Here is a 19,866-nt window from a genome sequence, read left to right on the forward strand (position 1 = left end):
ATAAATTCTATCGAAGTTTACGCACTGCCTCTACCACGATTAAAGGCATGGAAGCCATTCGAGGATTATATAAGAAAACCCGAAAAGAAGGCACTCTCTTCGGGTTTTCGGTCTGTACTGAAATCAAGGTATTATTGGGAATCCCAGCTTAAATCATAGATACCGTAAGGGATTTTATTCTTTATTTAAAACTTTGCAACAGAACCGAAATACTGATGACGATACTGCAGTCTGAAGCCAGGAGTGGGAGCAGAAGTACCAAGCCAACTACAGAAAAAACGAAGGGTTATGATGGACTTAGCTTCTAAAGCAAATAAATGCGTTTTAAGGCGCGTTAAAAGACCACCAAGTGTTTCACCTAAATGTCTTTAAAAGCTCTAAAAAGTATGTTTATTTGCTTCTGAAGGCATGTTTAAGAGCAAACGCCCTTAAACATGCGATAGCATGGCTACAAATTAGATAATTCTTCAAAATTAGTCAGAATGCTATCAAAAGAAAGACACATACAATCCCCAAAACCATTGTATTTTGTTTTAAATTAGCATGCTTTCCTTGTGTACTGGGGGTTAGAGGCTGGGACAAAACTAGCCTCGTTTATTTACTTATTTTCCTACAACTGTCTTTTGCCAGTTCTCAAAGCGTTCACGTTCAATAGACTTTTTAGAATAAGGATTCTTTGAACGAAACACGGTTGAAAAATTGAAATACTTTGTATTTATTTTGTAGCTAACGATACCTGTTTCTTTCCATTCTTCACTATAAATCAGATTATTTTTTTCATCAAATCCGACAGTATTATAAAAAATGACAGGTATCTCAACTTTAATGACCGGTTGAATTGCTCTGTATAACGGATAGATAGCGTATCCTTCTGAAATATCATAGCGACTGTAAACTTTGCGATACTCATTCCCAGCTAACAAACAATCATCGAATAAGCCGTGGTTTATTTTTCGTCTTAGACCACGGTTAAAATCTTTTTCATGTGGCTTCTGTTGTACTTATTTCTAGGAAATTTACGAAAACTCCTACTCACATTAAGTCCCCCTTTCAAAGGTACCTAATGGAGCTTCCTTAGCCAGAACATAACAGTTCGCTCCTTTTTAATCGCTGTAATATTAATCTATTTTGAATGCACTTCGAGCCATGAAGAAATAGCTTCCCATGTAAGGTCTTTATCTGTAGCAATCGCTACCGTATAGTCTTCTATTTCTTTATTGCTAACGTTTAACGTCACACCGTTTAAACGTAAAAATGTATGAACCGCAACCAATGCGGTCCGCTTATTGGCATTGTGAAAACAGTGTTTCTGCACTAGTTTTTGGTACAATATGGCTGCTTTATCAAACAGAGTCGGATAAAGTTCTTTATCAAATACATCCTGTTTCGGTAAAGCGACACACATATTCAAAGCAGTTGGCTCCTTTACGCCGATCTGCTCCTCAGGGCTGTAGCGTTGAATCTGCAGCGTATTAATCATAACTAATTCCCGTTCAGTTAAATAACGGATCATCGGCTAACGAGTCCTTCAAGTGCAACAGTGTAGTCATCCATCACTGCGTTAACCGTTGCTAAAAAATCGTCTTCTTTTTCGGCAGCTTTACGAATTTCAACGTGACTACCTTTGATAACATATTCAATGGAATCACCCACGTTTAAGTTGAGTTGCTGTAAGACATCGGGTGGGAGTGTCGTAATCACGCTGTGTCCCGATTTACGTGTACTTCTTTGAATCATTTTCATATTTATCACCTCATACATATAGTATATACGTATGTATTAAATGATTCAAATATATACGTATATATTTTAATGCCTTAATTCTTTTTGACTGGTTCTCTCACGCGTCTCTTTCATAAAATGATTAAATGGCTGTGCTTCTCCCGCTATCGTTTTTTCAAGTGTCGCTATTTTTTCTTGCGGCGAGGTGATTTCAGGATGTTTCTCAACAAATGCGGTAAGGGCATGCTCCTTTAACCAGTCGGTGCTACTTTTTTCTCCCACCCATGTGTGTGCAATTTCATTAGGGTTTTTTGTCGTGAGAATCCGATACTTCTGTGGTCCCGTTTTTTTTGAATGCAGCTCTAAATCATAAACACGATGTGTCCCAATCTGCGTAATGGGTTCAATCGTATGAATAGAAAAGAAAGCCTGTGCTAGCGCGCTATTTTTTGATTTTGACGCGTCTTTTAAGTTTACCTGCACATTTACTTCTTCCAGAGTCGTTTCAAGTTCCATCACGTGTTCTAAATTCTGCGTCCATTGTGCCGTGTAGTACAAGGAATGGGCTCTCGTATCTAAGCCAAACGCATGTGCCACCACATAGGCCGTCATTTCAGCTTGGTATTCTAAGACCGGTGTCTCCTGCAGCGCTGTTTCTTTCTGCACCATTTTTTTCGGATGGTGCATGGCTGCATGCGCCAGCTCATGTATAAGCGTATGAATGAATTCGCTTTCATTATTACGATCACTTAATACAATCGTATGCGTATCAGGCCCGTAGTATCCTTTAGCAGGACTGTTACTGATTTTCGCTGTTTGAACCCCTATCTGTTCTTCCTTGGCATAACGCAATAACGTTTTCTTCAAAATCACCATCTGTTTCCCCGCATACTGAAAGTCTTTTTTTCGATTTGGAAACAAATCAGGATAATCTTCTGGCTGCGCATTTGTTTGCGTCACATCAAAGACCGTCCCCAACTTAAAGCTGACCCGTTTTCGTGTCTCAACTGTTGTTTTATGGGCTGTGAGATCCTCTTTTTCTTCTTATGTGGCAGCACTCAGATTTTTCCAGGTTCACTGTTTCGTCTTGAATTGCTTGATTTCAACCGGTACAAAAATCTTAATGCCTTTTTCCCCTTTTAAGACAGATAATCCCCAATCTTTAAACGTCTTAAAAGACGCAACGCCAAACGCACCTTTAAATTGAGAATGAATCAATAACTGATTCTTCAACGAATAATCATAAAAACGAGAAAAGCTTCTAACTCTTTCGGATCTGTCGCATAGTTGCGTAAGTTGACATGCATCTCATCGGTTAGCTATCAATTTCTAATTTCCGTTCTTCTGCTGTTTTCTTTTTATAGTTGTAGGCCATGACGTTTCCCCTTTCGGATTACTCAGACAACCTGCTTCAATACCGTACCAAGCATGACAAAATAGCTTTCTTCTTCTCCAAGAGCTACTTCAAATTCCGCTATTAAAGCATCTGTTATCGTCACCTGTATGTCTTTTTTTTCTTCCAAGAGATAAAACGTCACTGTATTTTCTTCTTCAATATTTACAAGCATCGCTAAGGCCTTCGGCATCCCGATACCCCCCTCTCACATGTTTATTCCTGTGTTATTTTCTTGATTATTATATCTATATTTAACTTAAAATAACGGTATAAAACAAGAAAAGCTATTGACTTGAGGTCTCACTTAACCTAGCAGAGGAGAGGGAAAGGAGCAAGTGGGCATAGTTGTACCCTAGTCATGCAAAATTAAAAAAATAATTCTGCAAACTAGGGTACAACATGTGTGCTATTTATTTGAATTTCTAGCGTCGGATCGGTCAGTCGCTGCTTCACATCTGTATGCGTCGGTGTTGTTCGTGCAACACACCTAAAACCCTCTTAAAATCCTCCCTAAGAGCGTTGTTTTAGGTTACCGGGCTTTCGGCCCAGGATTACCACCCCCACCTTTTAATCGGCCGTGGTCGCCATTCGGGGCAGGCATGCATACAGTGACACCTGTAATCCCCTATCTTTAGTTATTGAGGCGGCTAAAGAGAAACCGGTCCCCTTGGTCCCAGTTTTTCATGGCTGCAGCTTGTCCCCTACAGGTTAAAAAAAGCCTATTATTGCCAACTCAAAAAGAGGCTGGTATAATAGACACATAAAACTTATCTGGTTATATGTGTCTCGTAGATTGGCGTCTACGGGGCTTTTTTTATATTCAGTTTTAATCTTGCTATGAATTGAGTTAAATGTACTATACTATTTTTTTTTTGTAAAACCCTATTTTGTAGGCGAGAAATCGTTTTCTTATCTACACGTCTACTTGTAGACGTGTAGATAAGTAGATACGTATACTTGTAGATTTGTAGATACGTAGATACGTCTATGTGATCTCCAGTATCCTTTTATTATCAGCATTTTTTTCATACTACATGTCTACATGTAGATTCGTAGATATGTAGATACGTCTACTTGTAGACTTGTAGATATGTAGATACGTCTACTTGTAGACTTGTAGACAGCTTTTCTTGATAACGTTTGACATATTGATTTAGCATGGTATATTTACGTTATAATATCAAATGTAGATTTGTAGACAACTAAGAAAAGAGGGTTACAATGGCTAAAGTTATAACATTTGGAAATTTCAAGGGTGGAACAGGTAAGACAACTAATAGTGCAATGATGGCATACACATTATCTAAATTAGGCTATAAGACATTATTAGCAGATTTAGATCCTCAAGCGAATGCAACATCTTTGTATTTACATACTAAACAACGTATTACGAATAATATTGTTACGTTTGACAAGACGTTAATGTCTGCCATAGCAGATGAAGATTTATCGGACATTATTATTGAAATCAAAGAAAATCTTTTTTTACTGCCCAGCTTTGCAGACTTTACCTCTTATCCTTTATTTTTAGAAAAGAAATTTCCAAACAGTCAATTTAATAGGGTGACTTTTTTAAATGAATTAATGACTAATATTAAGGATGACTACGACTTTATTTTGGTCGATGTTCCACCTACTTTAAGTACTTATACGGACTCAGCTTTGTTAGCTTCCGACTACACCATTATTGTCCTGCAGACGCAAGAGCGTTCTTTAGTCGGAGCTGAAGCATATGTAGGGTACTTGCAAGAACTTATTGATAATTACAATGCAGATTTTGATATTTTGGGTGTACTACCCGTATTACTAAAAAACAATTCAAAGGTAGACGAAGCTACACTCAATACAGCAAAAGATAAATTTGGTGAAGAAAATCTGTTCAAAAATGTAGTTAAAAATATGGAGCGATTAAAGCGGTATGACATCATTGGGATAGTTGATCCTGATTTGGATACTAAATATGATATTCACGATAAGAGAGTCATGGGGCTTTATAAACGAGTGACGCAAGAAATGTTGAAGCGATTAGAAGAGATAGAATCTCGAAACGAGCAATAGATATTATTTATTCTATATATAAGAAAGAAGAAGGTGAGAGTATGGCAGACAATCTATTAAACAAAAATAGAGAGAAACGGAATCTTCTGGAGAGAAAAGAAGAAGTGAAACCCCAACAATCTTTTAATCGTTCCAGTTTATTTACAGTAAACGAAGCTGAACACACTAATGAAGACCAAAAAAAAGACACTACTCGAAAAAAAGCAAAGAGTAAAACGACTACTATTCGTTGTGCAGCTGATACATCATATCGTTTAAATGCAATTGTTACTTCTTTTAATTTAGACAGTGTTAATGAACTGATAGAGATCTTGCTAGACAATTATGAGGCTTCTCTAACAACAGATGAACGAAGAGAAATTAAAACTTTACTAGAGGTTTATCAACGTAAGTCAAAAAAATAGATTTGTAGACGTATCTACATGTAGACGCATCTACAATCTGCCTAGTAACGTTACTTTACTGAGTTAAGTATAGAAATAGGAGGTATATCAGAATGAGTAACTCTCTGAAAAAATTACCAGTGAGTATTTTGAAGATATTTTGGTTCGCTTAGGCCATCATTCATAAGGGATAGAAGGCAACACTATTTCTCTACCAGCTACCGTTTATATTATTGTCAATGGAACTTTACCCACCAGTTCTGGGCAACGGTCAGAGAATTTTACGGAATTGAAAATCATAAACAAGCTATTGATCACATTACTAGTCATTTGATCAATAAAGAACTACTCTCTGTAGCAATTATTAAAGAGATTCATGCTGATTTAACGGATCGCTTGCAGAACGATAAAGCACAGTTAAAAAAATCGGGTATTCGGATTTTATGGTGGAAAAGGGCTTATAAATCACCCTTCTCCAAATTCTTAATAAGTGTGGAAAAATCGACACCAAAGTTGTCTGTAATGTCGTGATCATTCACTTCATACCAATTGAAAGTATCGTATAACATAGCTTTATTGAAAGCACTTGAATTAAATCGTGGCTTACGCTTTTTATGGAGCTTCTCATTGAAAAGGATTTTGGCTCGTAAGGCATCAAACGAGTAACCTCTACCCATTCGCTCTACCTGCCTAATAATGCTGTTAATTGACTCCGTATAAGCATTAGTGAGCCTTTTATCAAAGTAGTTGAATATTTCGACATGCCAGTTGTCTACGGCTCTCACGAGGTCTTTATATGCGTCTTTAGAGTTGCTGGACATACAACGGTGTCTCCATTGACTATAACGAAGATGACCTTCATCTGGATCAGGAGTATCCCATATCCAGTAAAACTCTTCTTTGAGTTCATAGGCTTCTTTTAAAGCAGGAAGATTACCTAACCAAGTATCTAAGAGGAATGATTCACGTTCATTTAAATCGTGTTTACGCTTTAGAAGGATAAACCTTTCACGCATAAGGGTACGTCTTTCTTTTTGGCTCATATGGGCTTTCAAAGACTTCCTGACGTTATCTAAGGCTTGATTAGCCATTCTAACTACATGAAACTTATCTACGACAACTTTAGCGTGTGGAAGGATAGTGTTCACTGCGTCTTTGTAGGGCTTCCACATATCCATTGTGACGTACCCAATGTAAGTCCTGTCACTGATTTCTGAAAGACGTTGGATGACTGTTTCCTTGTTACGGTTAGGCTTGATGTCATAAATAGTCCTGCGTTCAATATTAGTCAATACAAGCCGAGGTCTACGGATAATATGTATCTCGTCTATCCCAAGCCACTTAGGAGTTTCAAACTGGTATTCACGTTCTTTGAGTGCCACATAGTCCTTAAAAACGTTCCTAATGGTTTTTTCGTCAACACCAACGCTTTCTGCGACTTCTACAAAGGTCTTAGACATGGATTGCTCTTGAATGGACTTTAAAAGCCTTTTGGTCATACTACGCTTTTCATCTACAGATATTAGGCGTTCCCAGAAGGTAGATCCGCATTCACGACACTTGTATCGTCTACGGTTCAATTGTAAGCCCACTCGCTTTAAACGAATGGGCAAATCCATAATTAGTTGATTTCTTGAACTGTGTTTGTACAACTTGTCAAAACCACATTCAGGACAACGTTCAGGTGGTCCGACTGCTTCAACTTTAAACATCATATCGGTTTCATTTTCTTGTGACGGCTCTATTGTTTTAATGTCTGGTAGGGATAATAAGTCTGACATATTATTCATCCTTTATTACTCTGCGGTGTTAAGGTATCAATTATAGATTTGATGTCGAAATCATCAGTGTTAAATTATTTTTGTGACCACAAATGCACTTAGAAAATCCCTTAAAGCATTAGCTGGTTCACTTGAATAGGGAGTTGTAAAAAAGTTCCCTTAGCCTGCACAGCAAGATAATTTCGAAACATCTTTATCAAAAGTTAGGACAGCCAGCTTCAATCCTTCTGCCATTGTTAGATATGGAGCCATCGTTTCTCTCAGATCTCCAACAGTTAAACCGAATTTCACAGCTAATGTTGCTGCATAAATTACGTCTCCTGCGTTTTCTGCCACTACATGCGCCCCTAACACTTTCAATGTTTTCGCGTCTGCCACTAATTTGAAAACACCTGTTGTTTCCCGATTAACGAGCGCTCTTGGAACAGCATCCAACGGCAATACCGATGTTTTCACTTCATATCCTTTTTCTTTTGCCTGTTGCTCCGTTAAACCAACCGTTGCAATCGATGGAGAAGTAAACGTAACGCCTGGAACCACTTCTAAATTGACCTTTTGATTTAGTCCTCCGATTGCATTACGAGCAGCAAGTCCACCTTCATAAGCAGCTACATAAACAAATTGGGGACCGAGAGTGACATCTCCAGCTGAATAAATTCGGGAATTGGTCGTTTTAAGATAATCATCAATGACAATTTCACCACGGGAACCAACTTCAACGCCTGCTGCATGTAAGTTTAATGATTCTGTATTTGGTTTTCTTCCAGTGGCAATTAGCAATTGTTCTGCTTCAATAATTCGCTTTTTACCATTTATCTCAACATGAACTTTTTTAATGTCTCCATCTTGCTCAACTCGTTCATAGGTTGCACCTGTTACTAAATTAATTCCCTGTTCTGTTAAGGCCTTAGTAATGGCTTCTGAAATTTCAGGATCGTATTCTTTTAATAGACGCTCGCTTCTTTGAATCAAAGTGACTTCTGACCCGAGGTTATGAAATAGTTGTCCTAATTCCATGCCGATATATCCTGAACCAATTACGGTAAGACGATTTGGAACCTTCTTTAATTCCAATAAGCTAGTGCTTGTTAAATAATCTACTTCATCTAATCCGGGAATATTAGGTGCAGTTGAAGAAGCACCTGTAGCTATTAAAAATCTTTTGGCTGTGATTTGATTGCCATTTACTTCAACTGTATATTCATTTACGAATTTTGCTTCACCTTTTATTAATTCAAAACCATAATCATCAATTAAATTCACATATTTTTCATTTCGCATCTCGGTTACTAAATCATTCTTTTGTTTTACTAATGGCGCTAAATCAACATTTGAAGCCGAAGTGTGTAATCCCACAAATGGATTATTTTTTGCTAGATGATTGATTTCCCCTGCTCTTAATAAGGTCTTAGAAGGAACGCATCCGACATTAACGCAAGTTCCACCCACCGTTCCACGCTCAATCATAGCCACTTTTGCGTTCAAAGTAACGGCTTCAATGGCAGATGAAAAGGCAGCTCCACCAGAACCGATGATGATGTAATCATAATCATAGTTACCTTCATCATTTAAACTTACATCTGTCCTTTTTTCCGATTGCACTTGTATTTCTTCTGCTTCGCCCGGTTGATATTGTGCGTCAGTAATCGCTGTTTTCGCGATATCAATGTCTACATCATACGGTAGTTCAAACAGTGCTTCTCCGCGACGAAAGTCTACTTCAATCCCTTTTGCACCTGCATTTTCAAGAGCAACCGCAATATGTTCTTCACAACCAGTGCAGGTCATTCCTTCAACGTTTAGCCGATATTTTTTCAATAAATTCGTCTTTTGTTCCGATTGAAATTCTTCTGCTTCGCCCGGGTGATAGTTTGCGTCAGCAATCGCATTTATTGCACTTTCAACCTCAATATCATCGGGCAGTTCAAATACTGCTTCACCACGACGATAACTAGACTCAATATTTTTAGCACCTATCTTTTCAAGTGCTGATTCTACGTGTTTTTCACAACCCGTACAAGTCATTCCTGAAATGTTTACCTTAAATTTATTCATAAAAAAGCTCCTTTCGTTAATTAATCTCTCATGTTAATGTTTCTATTATTGGACACGAATGTAATTGCTTTTCATCTGGACATCGTTGTTTTAAGTCGTCTAACATAGTTTCAATTCGTTTTAAATCCTCTATTTGTTTTTGCACTTCCTTTTGTTTTTTAGAAACAAATTCGAACATATCTTGACAACGAACTTCATCTTTATCTACAACACCAAGTAATTTATAAATCTCGCTTAAAGAAAAACCAAGTTCCTGTATTCGTTTAATAAACCCAACACGCTTAACGTCATCATATGAATATATCCGATAACCAGCTTCCGTTCGGTGAGGTTCTTGTAATAAATTTTTTCGCTCGTAATATCTGATCGTTTCTTTATTAACTCCACATTTATCTGCAAACTCACTAATGCGATAAATCATCTTATTTCACCCCATGAATATTATAAACCGTGTACCATAGTACACGTTCAAGTAAATTGGACTATTTTATTTTTTTCCCAAAGTATCACTCGTATGTGATTGATACTTTTATATAATACTATTGATTATCCTAACATCCCACCAGAAAATCCGATTTAAACACCAGTTGTTTTTAAACTATTAAGAAAGTAATTCCACTATATATTCCGAAGACCCCTTTTTTCCTATGGTGCAGAAGAGTACTTTTACTAAGATTTCTGGACACTTCATCTCGATCACTCTAATGTATCATTTGGGTTTAGAAAGTATCAAAGAGGTAAAATCACGAGGCAGTATCTATATTGCCAAGTCCTTATTATAGAATTTGATAATACTTAATTTATGTTCTAAAAAAGTCTTCGATTTTTTTACAAAAAGAAAAAGCGAAGAACTTTTTAGATATAATAGTGGTAAATATATCTACTATTAGGAAGGAGATAACGGTTTGAAAAAAATAGATTTGCATATCCATACGATTAGCACTGTCAGTGATTCTAAAGAATTTTTATTCTCCATGGAAAAATTAAAAGAATATGTATCAACCAGGAACCTTGATGCCATAGCTATTACAAATCATAATATTTTTGATATTGATCAATTTGATCAAATCCAACAAGAATTAACTATTCCTGTTTTCCCTGGTGTTGAGGTTGATCTTGAAAATGGCCATATTTTAGTCATATCAGATAATTGTCTGTTCAATATCCAAGATTTTTCAGAAAAATGTAAAAAGCTAGGTTCCTATATTAAAGATCAAAACTCGACCTTAACATTGGACGAATTTTATAGAGTTTTTCCAAGAAAAGAACTAAAAAAATATCTATTGATTCCTCATTATATGAAATCACCAGAAATCTCTGACTCTGTGATTAAGGATTTGTCTCAATATTCTAAAATTACTACCGGAGAAACAAGTTCTGTTCGAAAATTTGTGGAACTTTTAAACAAAGAAGACGACCTTATACCAGTTTTTTTTAGTGACCAGCGTATATCTGAAGATCTTGTAAATCATAGTATGCAGCAAACATACATCAATGTCTCTGAAATAAATTTTGCCGCTTTAAAATATACTTTATCTGACAAATCTAAGGTTGCCTTGTCTTTGAAAGAGGGAAAGGATCTTTTTAACTTAACCGAAAAAGTCGTAGCTTCTACGGGATTAAATGTTTTGATAGGTGAACGTTCATCAGGTAAGACCCATTTGTTAAATGAGATAGCTCAATCAACAAGTAATACAAAGTATATCAGACAATTTGAGTTAGTTGAACGAAGTGACGATGAATCAAAAGAGAACTTTAATCGACAACTCTTAAGAGATGAAAGTCTATTTGCAGAAAACTTCCTAAAAGAATTTAAGGATATTTTAACACTTGTTCTTCCTATTGATCCGAAACAATCAGAATCTAATGTGAATAAATATTTACGCTCATTGATTAAGAACGCCGAAAGCACTGAAAAAAAGGATTCTTTTGCTAAAGCTAAATTATTCTCAGAGATACCTTATAAACCGAAATCTTTGGACACGCTGGACGAATTGATAAAATCTATCCAAATTCTTATTGATAATCAAGAATATTCGAGTATCATTTTTGAAGAATTACCTCAGGAGTCATTGATAAAACTCCTAAATCGATTAGTCGATGAATATAGAAAAATCTACCTGAGTAATTTTATTAAGGAGAAGTCAAATTCATTAATTGCAGATATACAAGGGGATTTACAACTCAAAACTAGGATTCAACGAGTATCTGATATAGATTTTTCCGATATTGCAAAGGAAACTCTAATGATCAATGAGTTCAATACCATAACCAAAGAACTACAAAAAGATAAGATCTTGGACGAAACTGAAATTTATGATTTTACAATCAGAAAATCCAAACGACCTTTTAAAGGTGCCCAAGAAGTGCTGAACATTATTAAAAAGCAAACTTCCTTTATTGAAGTCTTTAAATTTTATGATCACCCATTTGACTACCTACAAGCTTTAAAAAACAAAGATGTTTTAGAACATGCTGATTTTGTAAAATACTTTGTTAAAATACAAATTGAGATATTAAACAAAGATTTGAATCCCGTTTCTGGGGGGCAACGAGCAGAATATAATTTTCTCAGAAAAATAGAAGATTCACTCAAATACGATCTACTCCTTATTGATGAACCTGAGTCTTCTTTCGATAATATGTTTTTAAACAACAAAATAAATACAGTTCTACAAGAAATCTCTAAACATATTCCTGTTTTTGTCTCAACGCATAACAATACAATTGGCGCATCTATAAAACCTGATTTTATTTTGCATACTCAAAGAACTTTAGTGCTTGACGAGCCCGTATTTAACATCTATTACGGCTACCCTACTGATAAAAAATTGTACGCATCTAACGGTCTTTCCGTAAACAATCTGTCTGTACAATTGAATTGCCTAGAAGCAGGCGAACAAACATACAAAACAAGGAGAGATACTTATGAAATACTTGAAAATTGATGACAATAAAGGTTACTTTTTAAGAGAAAATGATTGGGTGCCAATTGATCAAATCATCAAAGAAGATATCTTCGAATTAATTTCTCTAGCCGTTTTACCCAAAGACGGAACTACATTTGAAATGGATGAATTTTCAGAAGAAAAGCTACAACATGGAGTTCATAAAATTATTTACAAGAGTATTCATGATAAACTATTTGAACTAATTAAAGATAAAGAAAATATCCAAGATAGTGTAAATCAACAATTTGCGTCTGCATTACAAAAGTATTCGACGAACTAATTGATTCATAAAATGATTAAATCTCTTCTGGAAGTTGGTATAATTAAATATCTGTAGGTACCAGTAAAAAGCTTAATACTCATTAAGCACATAAATAACGAGAACCTAAACATTAGACTAAAAATCTAATTTAAAAGTTGGGATTAGTATGGTAACCCATATAAAAATAAAGGTAAATTAAGTAACCGAACCTTACTAATTGAGTTCGCAGAGCAAGCTGGATTTCGACTTGAGACAAGGTGGAGTTATCTTATTAAGAATCATTTTATGGGATTTGATAGAGGAAAAAAAGATGGTAAAATAACAAAAGATCATATGCTTATTTTAAAAAATATTAATTTAATTGAAGTTAAATGCCAAACCAATATATGTCTTTATATATTGGTTTGGCATTTTTATTGGCTTCTCTTATTTCAACTTATTTGTGATAATTAATTCGACCAAGAAACTACACAATCTCTGAATTGTTACTCTATTAACTAACTAGAATCTATATTAGATTGTTAAATCAGAAAAAAACTCTATTTTTTCTCTGTGATTTCAGTATCAAAAACAATAAGTTATGAAACCGATAAATTAAGTAAAAAAAGCCAATTAAGTGTAAATTGTAATTTTATTTTGCATTAAATTTAAGGGGTGCTTTGCACTAATAAATCGAGTAGGAGACTAGCCATTAATTGGCTAGTCTCCTACTCGATTTAAAATAGTCCTTTTTTCAATATATAAATACTTTAACTGCCATAAGCATACCCTTTTTCCAGTTCGTCTTTACTTGTAGTTATTTCTATTGTGATATGATCCTTTACACCCGATGTATGGGCAAGCTCTGCAATTTCTTCTTTGATTTCCCTAGTCTTGTTTATATCGGAAGAGTCTATAAGAACCGTAACGATAAGGGCATTTTCTTCTCCGTCCAGTGACCAAATGTGAAAATGAGAGAGGTCCTTTACAGCAGGAATATTGTTAATGGAGTTCGCCAGGTTCTCTACGTTTACATTTTCCGGCGAACCGTTCAATAAAATTTTCATTGTACTGAAAAATTCAGGTACAGTTTTATAGAGGATATAGAGTGCTATCAAAATCGATAAGATTGGATCCAATCGATAAGCCTCGGTAAAGTTCATTAGAATACTCACAATCAAGACTCCAATCCACCCTAATACGTCTTCCAGCATATGGAGGTTCAACATACCCTCATTTTTGGATGTGCCTTTGCTTAAAATCCAAGCCGCATATCCATTCAATGCAATAGCTACGAGAGAAAGCCAGAACATGCCACTATAATTTACGGGTTGTGGGTCAAGCAAACGTGGCACACTACGATAGATCATAAAGAACGATCCACTAATTAGCACAACGCCAGTTATCAGCGCGCCCAGTAAAGAAAATCGGTTATAGCCAAAGGTGAACCGTTCATCTTGTTTTTTCTCTGAATAACCTTGAAAAAACCAAGCGAATCCAATTGAAATAGAGTCCCCTAAATCATGAACGGCGTCAGACATAATGGACACACTATTGAAAAGAAACCCAAAGAAAAATTCACTTATGGAGAAAATAAAGTTGGTGAAAAAAGCAATTTTAATATTTTTTTTCGATTGATCCTGATGCGAGTGATTATGATTTTTATCTGATTTTGACATTTTAAAAACCTCCATTTAGTTTTATACCTTATTAGCTTTTATTGTTCTTGTTCATTGATATGAGTTAAGACTTGTTCGAGAATACTGAAAACATGAAGATCATCAAGACTGTAAACCATGCTTTTCCCTTCTCTTCTTGCCTTCACTAAACGTGAATCTTTCAATATTTTTAGTTGGTGTGAAATCGCGGACTGTTCCTTATCCAATGCAAGCACAATGTTTCCAACACTGAGCTCTTCTTTCTGTAAAAGAAAGAGAATTGACAAGCGTGTAGGGTCACTAATCACTTTGAATACTTTGCTTATTGATTGGATCTTCTCTTTATTGATTGGCGAAGTTGTTGATGTATCCATATGCTCTTATTCCTCTCACATGATTTTCCATTCATATATATAATACCACATGAGTAAAACGATGCTAGTTTTTTGTTTATAGACAAAATTAAGACTTTTGTATCAGCAATAGTAGTCCATTTGAATAAGAAGCATCTTGTCTTGACAAAGCTCATACAGTGAGTTATTATGATTTCATAAACATATGAATGAAACTTCATATGCAAATAATAATCATTCCGATTTACAAATAAAAGGAGATGGAGACTGGATAAGCCCAAACCATATGAATCCTTGCCTTACTTAAGCAAACAAACGAGCTCAGAATTTGCAAGGCACAAAAAAAGTCAACAAAAATCAAAGAAATTTAATAGAAAGGTGATAGAAATGGAAACTACCAAAGAGCAACATTCACAGGAAGAAGAGAAACATAACCACGACCATGATCACAATCACGGGAAGATGCCTATTATTCTATACTTTATTGGTTTGGCATTGGCAATTGTTGCATTGTTCTTAAGTGGAGAATATCAATTAATTAAAAACATCATGTTCTCACTCGCCACAATTAGTGCGGGCTATCATGTCATTGTTCTGGAAGGTCTTGGAGAGACAATTGAGAATACAAAAGCAAATAATAAGTTTACGCCTAATTCTCATATTTTAATGGGATTAGCGGCTATAGGAGCTTCAGCGATAGGGAATTTTTGGGAAGGAACGTTGTTGATTCTCATTTTTTCAGGCGCACATTTCCTGGAAGATTACGCTGAAGGAAGAAGTAAACGAGAAATCACGAAATTACTCGAAATGAATCCAACGACTGCTCGGTTAATTTTGCCTGATGGGAATACAAAGATTGTTGATGTCAGTGAATTAAAAGTGGGAGATCAACTTCAAGTATTGAATGGCGATCAAGTCCCCATTGATGGCGTCATTTTGTCAGGCTCTACGTCCATTGATGAGTCGTCTATTAATGGAGAAAGTATCCCAAAAGAGAAGTCCAAAGGAGACTACGTTTTCGGAAGTACAATCAATGGAACAGGTACTTTCACAATGGAAGTCACTAAAGAAAATAAAGATACAGTATTTTCAAAAATTTTACAGTTAGTAAACCAGAACCAAGACAACCAAACAAAAGCTGCGAGTATAATCCAAAAATTTGAACCGAAATACGTTACAGTTGTTTTAATTGCCATTCCGTTATTCATGTTATTGGCTCCTTTTCTCCTAGACTGGACATGGTCACAAAGTATCTATAGAGGATTGGTCCTTTTAGTGGCAGCTTCACCCTGTGCTTTAGCAGCAGCTACTGTATCGGTAACTTTATCGACGACTTCTAACTTGGCCAAAAAAGGCGTCCTTTCAAAAGGTAGTTCTTACCTGTCTCAATTAGCCGATACTCAAGCCATTGCATTTGATAAGACCGGAACTTTGACCAAAGGAAAACCTGAAGTAACCAATTATTATTTTGCTGATTCCGTGAACGAAGAAAATATGATTGATATCGTGGTAGCTCTTGAAAAAGAATCCAATCACCCCTTAGCAGATGCCATTCTAAGAAAGTTTGAACAAAAAAATCAACTGACTATTGAAGTAGAAAATCAGATTGGTAAAGGGTTGACAGGACATTACAACGGCAAAAATTATCGGATCGGAAAACCAACTTCATTTGACGAGGTTGCAAATGATATATTCGTTTAAATAATGAGTGGGCATCAGAAGGTAAGACAGTCGTATATGTAGCAGAAGATGAGAATGTCATTGGACTTATAGCTCTCATGGACGTTCCAAGTGAACATGCAAAAGAAACTATTAAATACTTTAAAGAACAAGGCATACACACCACTCTAATCACTGGCGACTCAGAAATGACAGGAAAAGCAGTTGCTGAACAATTAGGAATAGATGAAGTAATCGCGAATGTCATGCCAGAAGATAAATCTCGAATTATAGACGAGCAAAAAGAGAAATACGGCGTAACAGCAATGGTGGGTGATGGTGTAAATGATGCCCCAGCCTTGTGAATGCAAATGTAGGGATTGCCATGGGAGACGGAACCGATGTAGCAGTAGAGGTGTCTGATTTAGTTTTAATGCAGGATGACTTATCTAAATTGGTTAAAGCTCATGGAATTTCTTCTAAAATGAATCGTGTCATATGGCAAAACATCCTTTTTTCAATGGCAGTCGTAGCCTTTTTAGTTGTAGTGAGTTTATTAGGTCTAACAGATATAGCAATCAGTGTCATTATTCATGAAGGAAGTACGTTGGTCGTTATTCTGAATGGACTTCGTTTATTAAAATCTAATTAATTCTATCAAAACCCATAAATCTAGGGTATAGTAATAACTGTCTGAAGTTAATATGCCTTTAACGTTCTAAAAACGTTAGAGGCATATTTTTTATAAATTACTTTGTCTCAAAAACAATCGATTATGAGACTGTTTTGAGAAGCGACTCTTTCTTCTCTAAAAGCGCTCTTTTTTAGTCTCAAAAGTTGTATCAATATCTATGTATCTTTAACCACCCTTTGTGATATAATGAGGGTAACAAAGGGGGTTAGAACTGTGAGTGGATATATCTACGGATACGCGCGCGTCAGCACGCAACACCAGGATCTGAACCGGCAGCTAGACTTGCTAGCGGAACAAAATTGCAACGAAATCTTGACGGAGAAAATGACAGGGACGAAGAGCAATCGTCCTGAGTTGAACCGTCTAAAGGATAAATTGCGACCTGGGGACACGGTGGTGGTGGAGAGCTTCTCCCGCTTGGGACGAAGCACCAAGGATCTGATTGACCTGGTCACCTACTTCGAGGAGCAGGACGTGAAGCTGGTCAGCCTGAAGGAGAACTTCGATACAACCACCCCGCAGGGGAGGCTCATGATGACCGTTTTCCAGGCCTTCAGCCAATTCGAGCGTGATTTGATTGTGGAGCGGACGAAAGAGGGGCTCCAGAGTGCCCGTGCCCGAGGTCGGATAGGCGGAAGACCACGTGTGAACAAACGTGATATTGAACGAGCCGTGAAACTGTATGGGAGCAAAGCGTATAGTGGCAAAGAGATTACAGAAATGACTGGTATCAGTAAAGCTACTCTCTATCGATATATAAAGAGTAAGAAAAAATAACGCATTTTGAGCCAATTTCATATTTAAAAGTGAGTCACTTATTCACGTTACTGAGCTAAAAAGTATTTTTACCCATATCTTTCGTTAAGATTTATATTGCAACCTATAGTTAGGGGTACCGCCAACATTTCGGAAATTTTGTACGTTAAGGGAATTTCAACCTAAAAAAGTCGAATTCCTGTACGCTAAGGAACCGACTTTTTTAGATTGGCTTTCTCAATTATAGCCACCGGATAGTTTGAGTGTATTTTCTTCACATAGTTAAGCTACTATAAATAAGAGCTTACCCTGCACAACAAGATAATTTCGAAACATCCTTATCAAAGGTAAGAGCAGCTAATTTTAATCCTTCTGCCATTGTTAAATATGGTGCAAGGCTGTCTTTTAAATCCTCGACTGTTAATCCAAACTTAACGGCTAATGTCGCCGCATATATCACATCTCCTGCATTTTCAGATACGATATGAACCCCTAGTAATTTTGAAGTTTTTGCATCGGCAACAAGCTTAAAAACGCCTGTTGTTTCACGATTTACTATTGCTCTTGGAACTGCATCTAAAGGCAATACAGATTTTTTTACTTCATAGCCTTTTTCTTTTGCTTGTTCTTCTGTTAAACCAACCGTTGCAATCGAAGGATTTGTAAAAATTACGCCAGGAACAACGGATAAATCTAATTTTTTATTTAATCCGCCAATCGCATTATCGGCAACAATTCCACCTTCATATGCTGCTACATAAACGAATTGAGGTCCTAATGTTACATCGCCTACAGCATAAATCTTTTCATTACTTGTCCTAGCGTAGTCATTTATCAGGATTTCTTTTCGTTTTCCAACTTCAACCCCTGCGGCACTTAATTTCAAAGCATCTGTATTTGGTTTTCTTCCTGTTGCAACAAGTAACTGCTCTGATTCCACCACTTTTTTCTTACCATCTACTGTTACATGAACCTTTTTGATTTGCCCCTCTTGTTCTACACGCTCAAAAGTTGCCCCTTTTACAAGGTTAATACCTTGTTCAATTAACGCTTTTTCTACGGCTTCTGAAATTTCTTGATCATAATCTTTTAAAAGTCGCTCACTTCTTTGCATAAGCGTGACTTCTGAACCTAAATTATGAAACAATTGCCCAAGTTCCATTCCGATATATCCTGAACCAATAACCGTTAATCGTTTTGGTACCGTTTTTAATTCAAGTAATGTTGTACTTGTTAGATAATCCACTTTTTCAAGTCCTGAAATCGGCGGTAAGGAAGGAGAAACGCCCGTTGCAATTAAGAAACGCTTTGCAGAAAGTTTCTTCCCGTTAACTTCAACTGTATTTTCATCAACAAATATTGCTTCACCTTCAATTAACTCAAAGCCATATTCATCAATTAAATTGACATATTTTTGATTCCGAAGTTCGCTTACTAACTCATCTTTATGCTTTACTAAAGGAGCTAATTCCACTTTTCCAGCAGATGTTTGTAAACCTATAAATGGGTTGACTTTTGCCAAATGATTGATTTCCCCAGCTCTAAGAAGTGTTTTTGATGGCACACAACCAATATTTACACATGTTCCCCCAACGGTTCCACGCTCAATCATAGCTACTTTTGCCCCATATTCAACCGATTTAATCGCAGCCGAAAAAGCAGCCCCGCCAGAACCAATGATAAGTAAGTCATAGTCTCCCTCATCACCTAAAACTATTTTTTCTTCAGATTGTACTTCTTCTATTTCTCCAGGCTGGTATTTTGCTTCATCAATTGCCTTTTTTGCACTTTCCACCCCAATATCATCGGGTAATTCAAATACTGCTTCACCACGACGAAAACTAGCTTCAATGTTCTTAGCTCCCACATTTTCAAGTGCTACGGCTACATGTTCTTCACAACCTGTACAAGTCATTCCTTGAATATTTATCTTAAATTTATTCATTAACTCAACCTCCTGTTTTATCTTAAATTTTCCTATTTCCTTATTTCATACCCTAAATCAGTAATTATTTCTTCAATTTCTTCTAAACTATATAAGTTGAATAAAAGTTTTACCCTACAGCCTCACACAGAGACGGTCAATCACCTTCTTCCGCTCCCCATCGATCCAACGGAGGAAGCCGCGGACGGCCAGGATAATCTTCTGGACGCTCGGA

At 36.3% G+C, this 19,866-nt stretch carries 16 protein-coding genes and 3 pseudogenes; 7 read left to right on the forward strand and 12 right to left on the reverse strand.

Translation table 11 applies throughout. The features are described from left to right. Positions 1 to 152: pseudogene (locus B9P78_RS06900) on the forward strand (IS6 family transposase); the annotation flags it as partial. A gap of 450 nt (positions 153 to 602) precedes the next feature. Here B9P78_RS06900 and B9P78_RS06905 read toward each other — a convergent pair. The 6 genes and pseudogenes from B9P78_RS06905 to B9P78_RS06925 all read right to left on the reverse strand — a co-directional run bounded on the left by B9P78_RS06905 (position 603) and on the right by B9P78_RS06925 (position 3,308). Further along, positions 603 to 923, reverse strand: a complete 321-nt coding sequence (locus B9P78_RS06905) for a hypothetical protein (protein WP_094518772.1) — start codon at positions 921 to 923, stop codon at positions 603 to 605. Positions 924 to 1,123: 200 nt separating this feature from the next. Next, on the reverse strand, positions 1,124 to 1,513 hold the full coding sequence (locus B9P78_RS06910; RefSeq protein WP_082148263.1) for a type II toxin-antitoxin system death-on-curing family toxin: 390 nt from the start codon (positions 1,511 to 1,513) through the stop codon (positions 1,124 to 1,126). Then, the gene (locus B9P78_RS06915; RefSeq protein WP_148138589.1) at positions 1,510 to 1,737 is read right to left on the reverse strand and encodes an AbrB/MazE/SpoVT family DNA-binding domain-containing protein; all 228 of its coding nucleotides are present in this window, start codon (positions 1,735 to 1,737) and stop codon (positions 1,510 to 1,512) included. The genes B9P78_RS06910 and B9P78_RS06915 overlap by 4 nt, the downstream gene beginning before the upstream one ends. A gap of 72 nt (positions 1,738 to 1,809) precedes the next feature. Next, positions 1,810 to 2,682 carry a DUF6782 family putative metallopeptidase gene (locus B9P78_RS06920; protein WP_094518774.1) on the reverse strand — a complete coding sequence of 291 codons (873 nt, stop codon included), beginning with the start codon at positions 2,680 to 2,682 and terminating at the stop codon, positions 1,810 to 1,812. Positions 2,683 to 2,796: 114 nt separating this feature from the next. Continuing rightward, positions 2,797 to 2,979 (reverse strand): annotated as a pseudogene (locus B9P78_RS10710) (ArdC-like ssDNA-binding domain-containing protein); the annotation flags it as partial. Positions 2,980 to 3,119: 140 nt separating this feature from the next. After that, entirely contained in the window at positions 3,120 to 3,308 is a 189-nt protein-coding gene (locus tag B9P78_RS06925; RefSeq protein ID WP_094518775.1) for a hypothetical protein, read from the reverse strand. A 1,031-nt stretch (positions 3,309 to 4,339) separates the two neighbouring features. Here B9P78_RS06925 and B9P78_RS06930 point away from each other — a divergent pair. Together B9P78_RS06930 and B9P78_RS06935 are read left to right on the forward strand one after the other, a co-directional pair. After that, positions 4,340 to 5,176: a ParA family protein gene (locus B9P78_RS06930; protein WP_094518776.1), complete on the forward strand. Its 837-nt coding sequence runs from the start codon at positions 4,340 to 4,342 to the stop codon at positions 5,174 to 5,176. A 41-nt stretch (positions 5,177 to 5,217) separates the two neighbouring features. Beyond that, complete coding sequence (locus tag B9P78_RS06935) at positions 5,218 to 5,580, forward strand: hypothetical protein (protein WP_094518777.1); 363 nt, start codon at positions 5,218 to 5,220, stop codon at positions 5,578 to 5,580. Positions 5,581 to 6,017: 437 nt separating this feature from the next. Here B9P78_RS06935 and B9P78_RS06945 read toward each other — a convergent pair whose 3' ends face one another. From B9P78_RS06945 to merR, 3 genes are all read right to left on the reverse strand, one after another. Continuing rightward, positions 6,018 to 7,340 carry an ISL3 family transposase gene (locus tag B9P78_RS06945; protein WP_094518778.1) on the reverse strand — a complete coding sequence of 441 codons (1,323 nt, stop codon included), beginning with the start codon at positions 7,338 to 7,340 and terminating at the stop codon, positions 6,018 to 6,020. A gap of 159 nt (positions 7,341 to 7,499) precedes the next feature. Next, positions 7,500 to 9,395, reverse strand: coding sequence for a mercury(II) reductase (gene merA, locus B9P78_RS06950; protein WP_094518779.1), 1,896 nt, complete (start codon positions 9,393 to 9,395; stop codon positions 7,500 to 7,502). Positions 9,396 to 9,423: 28 nt separating this feature from the next. Then, complete coding sequence (gene merR, locus B9P78_RS06955) at positions 9,424 to 9,816, reverse strand: Hg(II)-responsive transcriptional regulator (protein WP_001863748.1); 393 nt, start codon at positions 9,814 to 9,816, stop codon at positions 9,424 to 9,426. A 484-nt stretch (positions 9,817 to 10,300) separates the two neighbouring features. On the opposite strand from merR, the gene B9P78_RS06960 reads away from it, so the two are divergent. Beyond that, entirely contained in the window at positions 10,301 to 12,343 is a 2,043-nt protein-coding gene (locus tag B9P78_RS06960) for a histidinol-phosphatase (protein WP_094518780.1), read from the forward strand. Then, complete coding sequence (locus B9P78_RS06965) at positions 12,324 to 12,626, forward strand: hypothetical protein (RefSeq protein WP_094518781.1); 303 nt, start codon at positions 12,324 to 12,326, stop codon at positions 12,624 to 12,626. The genes B9P78_RS06960 and B9P78_RS06965 overlap by 20 nt, the downstream gene beginning before the upstream one ends. A 731-nt stretch (positions 12,627 to 13,357) precedes the next feature. On the opposite strand, the gene B9P78_RS06970 is transcribed toward B9P78_RS06965, so the two are convergent. Next, the gene (locus B9P78_RS06970; RefSeq protein ID WP_060779399.1) at positions 13,358 to 14,266 is read right to left on the reverse strand and encodes a cation diffusion facilitator family transporter; all 909 of its coding nucleotides are present in this window, start codon (positions 14,264 to 14,266) and stop codon (positions 13,358 to 13,360) included. A 38-nt stretch (positions 14,267 to 14,304) separates the two neighbouring features. Beyond that, positions 14,305 to 14,619 (reverse strand): helix-turn-helix transcriptional regulator, encoded by a 315-nt coding sequence (locus B9P78_RS06975; protein WP_003143660.1) that lies wholly within the window; start codon positions 14,617 to 14,619, stop codon positions 14,305 to 14,307. A gap of 366 nt (positions 14,620 to 14,985) precedes the next feature. On the opposite strand from B9P78_RS06975, the pseudogene B9P78_RS06980 reads away from it, so the two are divergent. Then, positions 14,986 to 16,909, forward strand: a pseudogene (locus B9P78_RS06980) (heavy metal translocating P-type ATPase). A gap of 255 nt (positions 16,910 to 17,164) precedes the next feature. Beyond that, positions 17,165 to 17,728: a recombinase family protein gene (locus B9P78_RS06985; RefSeq protein WP_094518782.1), complete on the forward strand. Its 564-nt coding sequence runs from the start codon at positions 17,165 to 17,167 to the stop codon at positions 17,726 to 17,728. Positions 17,729 to 18,011: 283 nt separating this feature from the next. Here the strand turns inward: B9P78_RS06985 and merA (B9P78_RS06990) are convergent, their stop codons facing one another. Further along, positions 18,012 to 19,652, reverse strand: a complete 1,641-nt coding sequence (gene merA / locus B9P78_RS06990; RefSeq protein WP_094518783.1) for a mercury(II) reductase — start codon at positions 19,650 to 19,652, stop codon at positions 18,012 to 18,014. Positions 19,653 to 19,866 lie beyond the last annotated feature (214 nt).

This window comes from Aerococcus sp. 1KP-2016 (assembly GCF_002252085.1).
Taxonomy (GTDB): domain Bacteria; phylum Bacillota; class Bacilli; order Lactobacillales; family Aerococcaceae; genus Aerococcus.

Excerpts from the sequence above, each read along its gene's own strand:
- merA (WP_094518783.1), bottom strand. The coding sequence starts at position 19,652 with ATGAATAAATTTAAGATAAATATTCAAGGAATGACTTGTACAGGTTGT.
- B9P78_RS06965 (WP_094518781.1), top strand. The coding sequence starts at position 12,324 with ATGAAATACTTGAAAATTGATGACAATAAAGGTTACTTTTTAAGAGAA.
- merA (WP_094518779.1), bottom strand. The coding sequence starts at position 9,395 with ATGAATAAATTTAAGGTAAACATTTCAGGAATGACTTGTACGGGTTGT.
- B9P78_RS06975 (WP_003143660.1), bottom strand. The coding sequence starts at position 14,619 with ATGGATACATCAACAACTTCGCCAATCAATAAAGAGAAGATCCAATCA.
- B9P78_RS06915 (WP_148138589.1), bottom strand. The coding sequence starts at position 1,737 with ATGATTCAAAGAAGTACACGTAAATCGGGACACAGCGTGATTACGACA.
- B9P78_RS06925 (WP_094518775.1), bottom strand. The coding sequence starts at position 3,308 with ATGCCGAAGGCCTTAGCGATGCTTGTAAATATTGAAGAAGAAAATACA.
- merR (WP_001863748.1), bottom strand. The coding sequence starts at position 9,816 with ATGATTTATCGCATTAGTGAGTTTGCAGATAAATGTGGAGTTAATAAA.
- B9P78_RS06935 (WP_094518777.1), top strand. The coding sequence starts at position 5,218 with ATGGCAGACAATCTATTAAACAAAAATAGAGAGAAACGGAATCTTCTG.
- B9P78_RS06945 (WP_094518778.1), bottom strand. The coding sequence starts at position 7,340 with ATGTCAGACTTATTATCCCTACCAGACATTAAAACAATAGAGCCGTCA.
- B9P78_RS06910 (WP_082148263.1), bottom strand. The coding sequence starts at position 1,513 with ATGATCCGTTATTTAACTGAACGGGAATTAGTTATGATTAATACGCTG.
- B9P78_RS06930 (WP_094518776.1), top strand. The coding sequence starts at position 4,340 with ATGGCTAAAGTTATAACATTTGGAAATTTCAAGGGTGGAACAGGTAAG.
- B9P78_RS06970 (WP_060779399.1), bottom strand. The coding sequence starts at position 14,266 with ATGTCAAAATCAGATAAAAATCATAATCACTCGCATCAGGATCAATCG.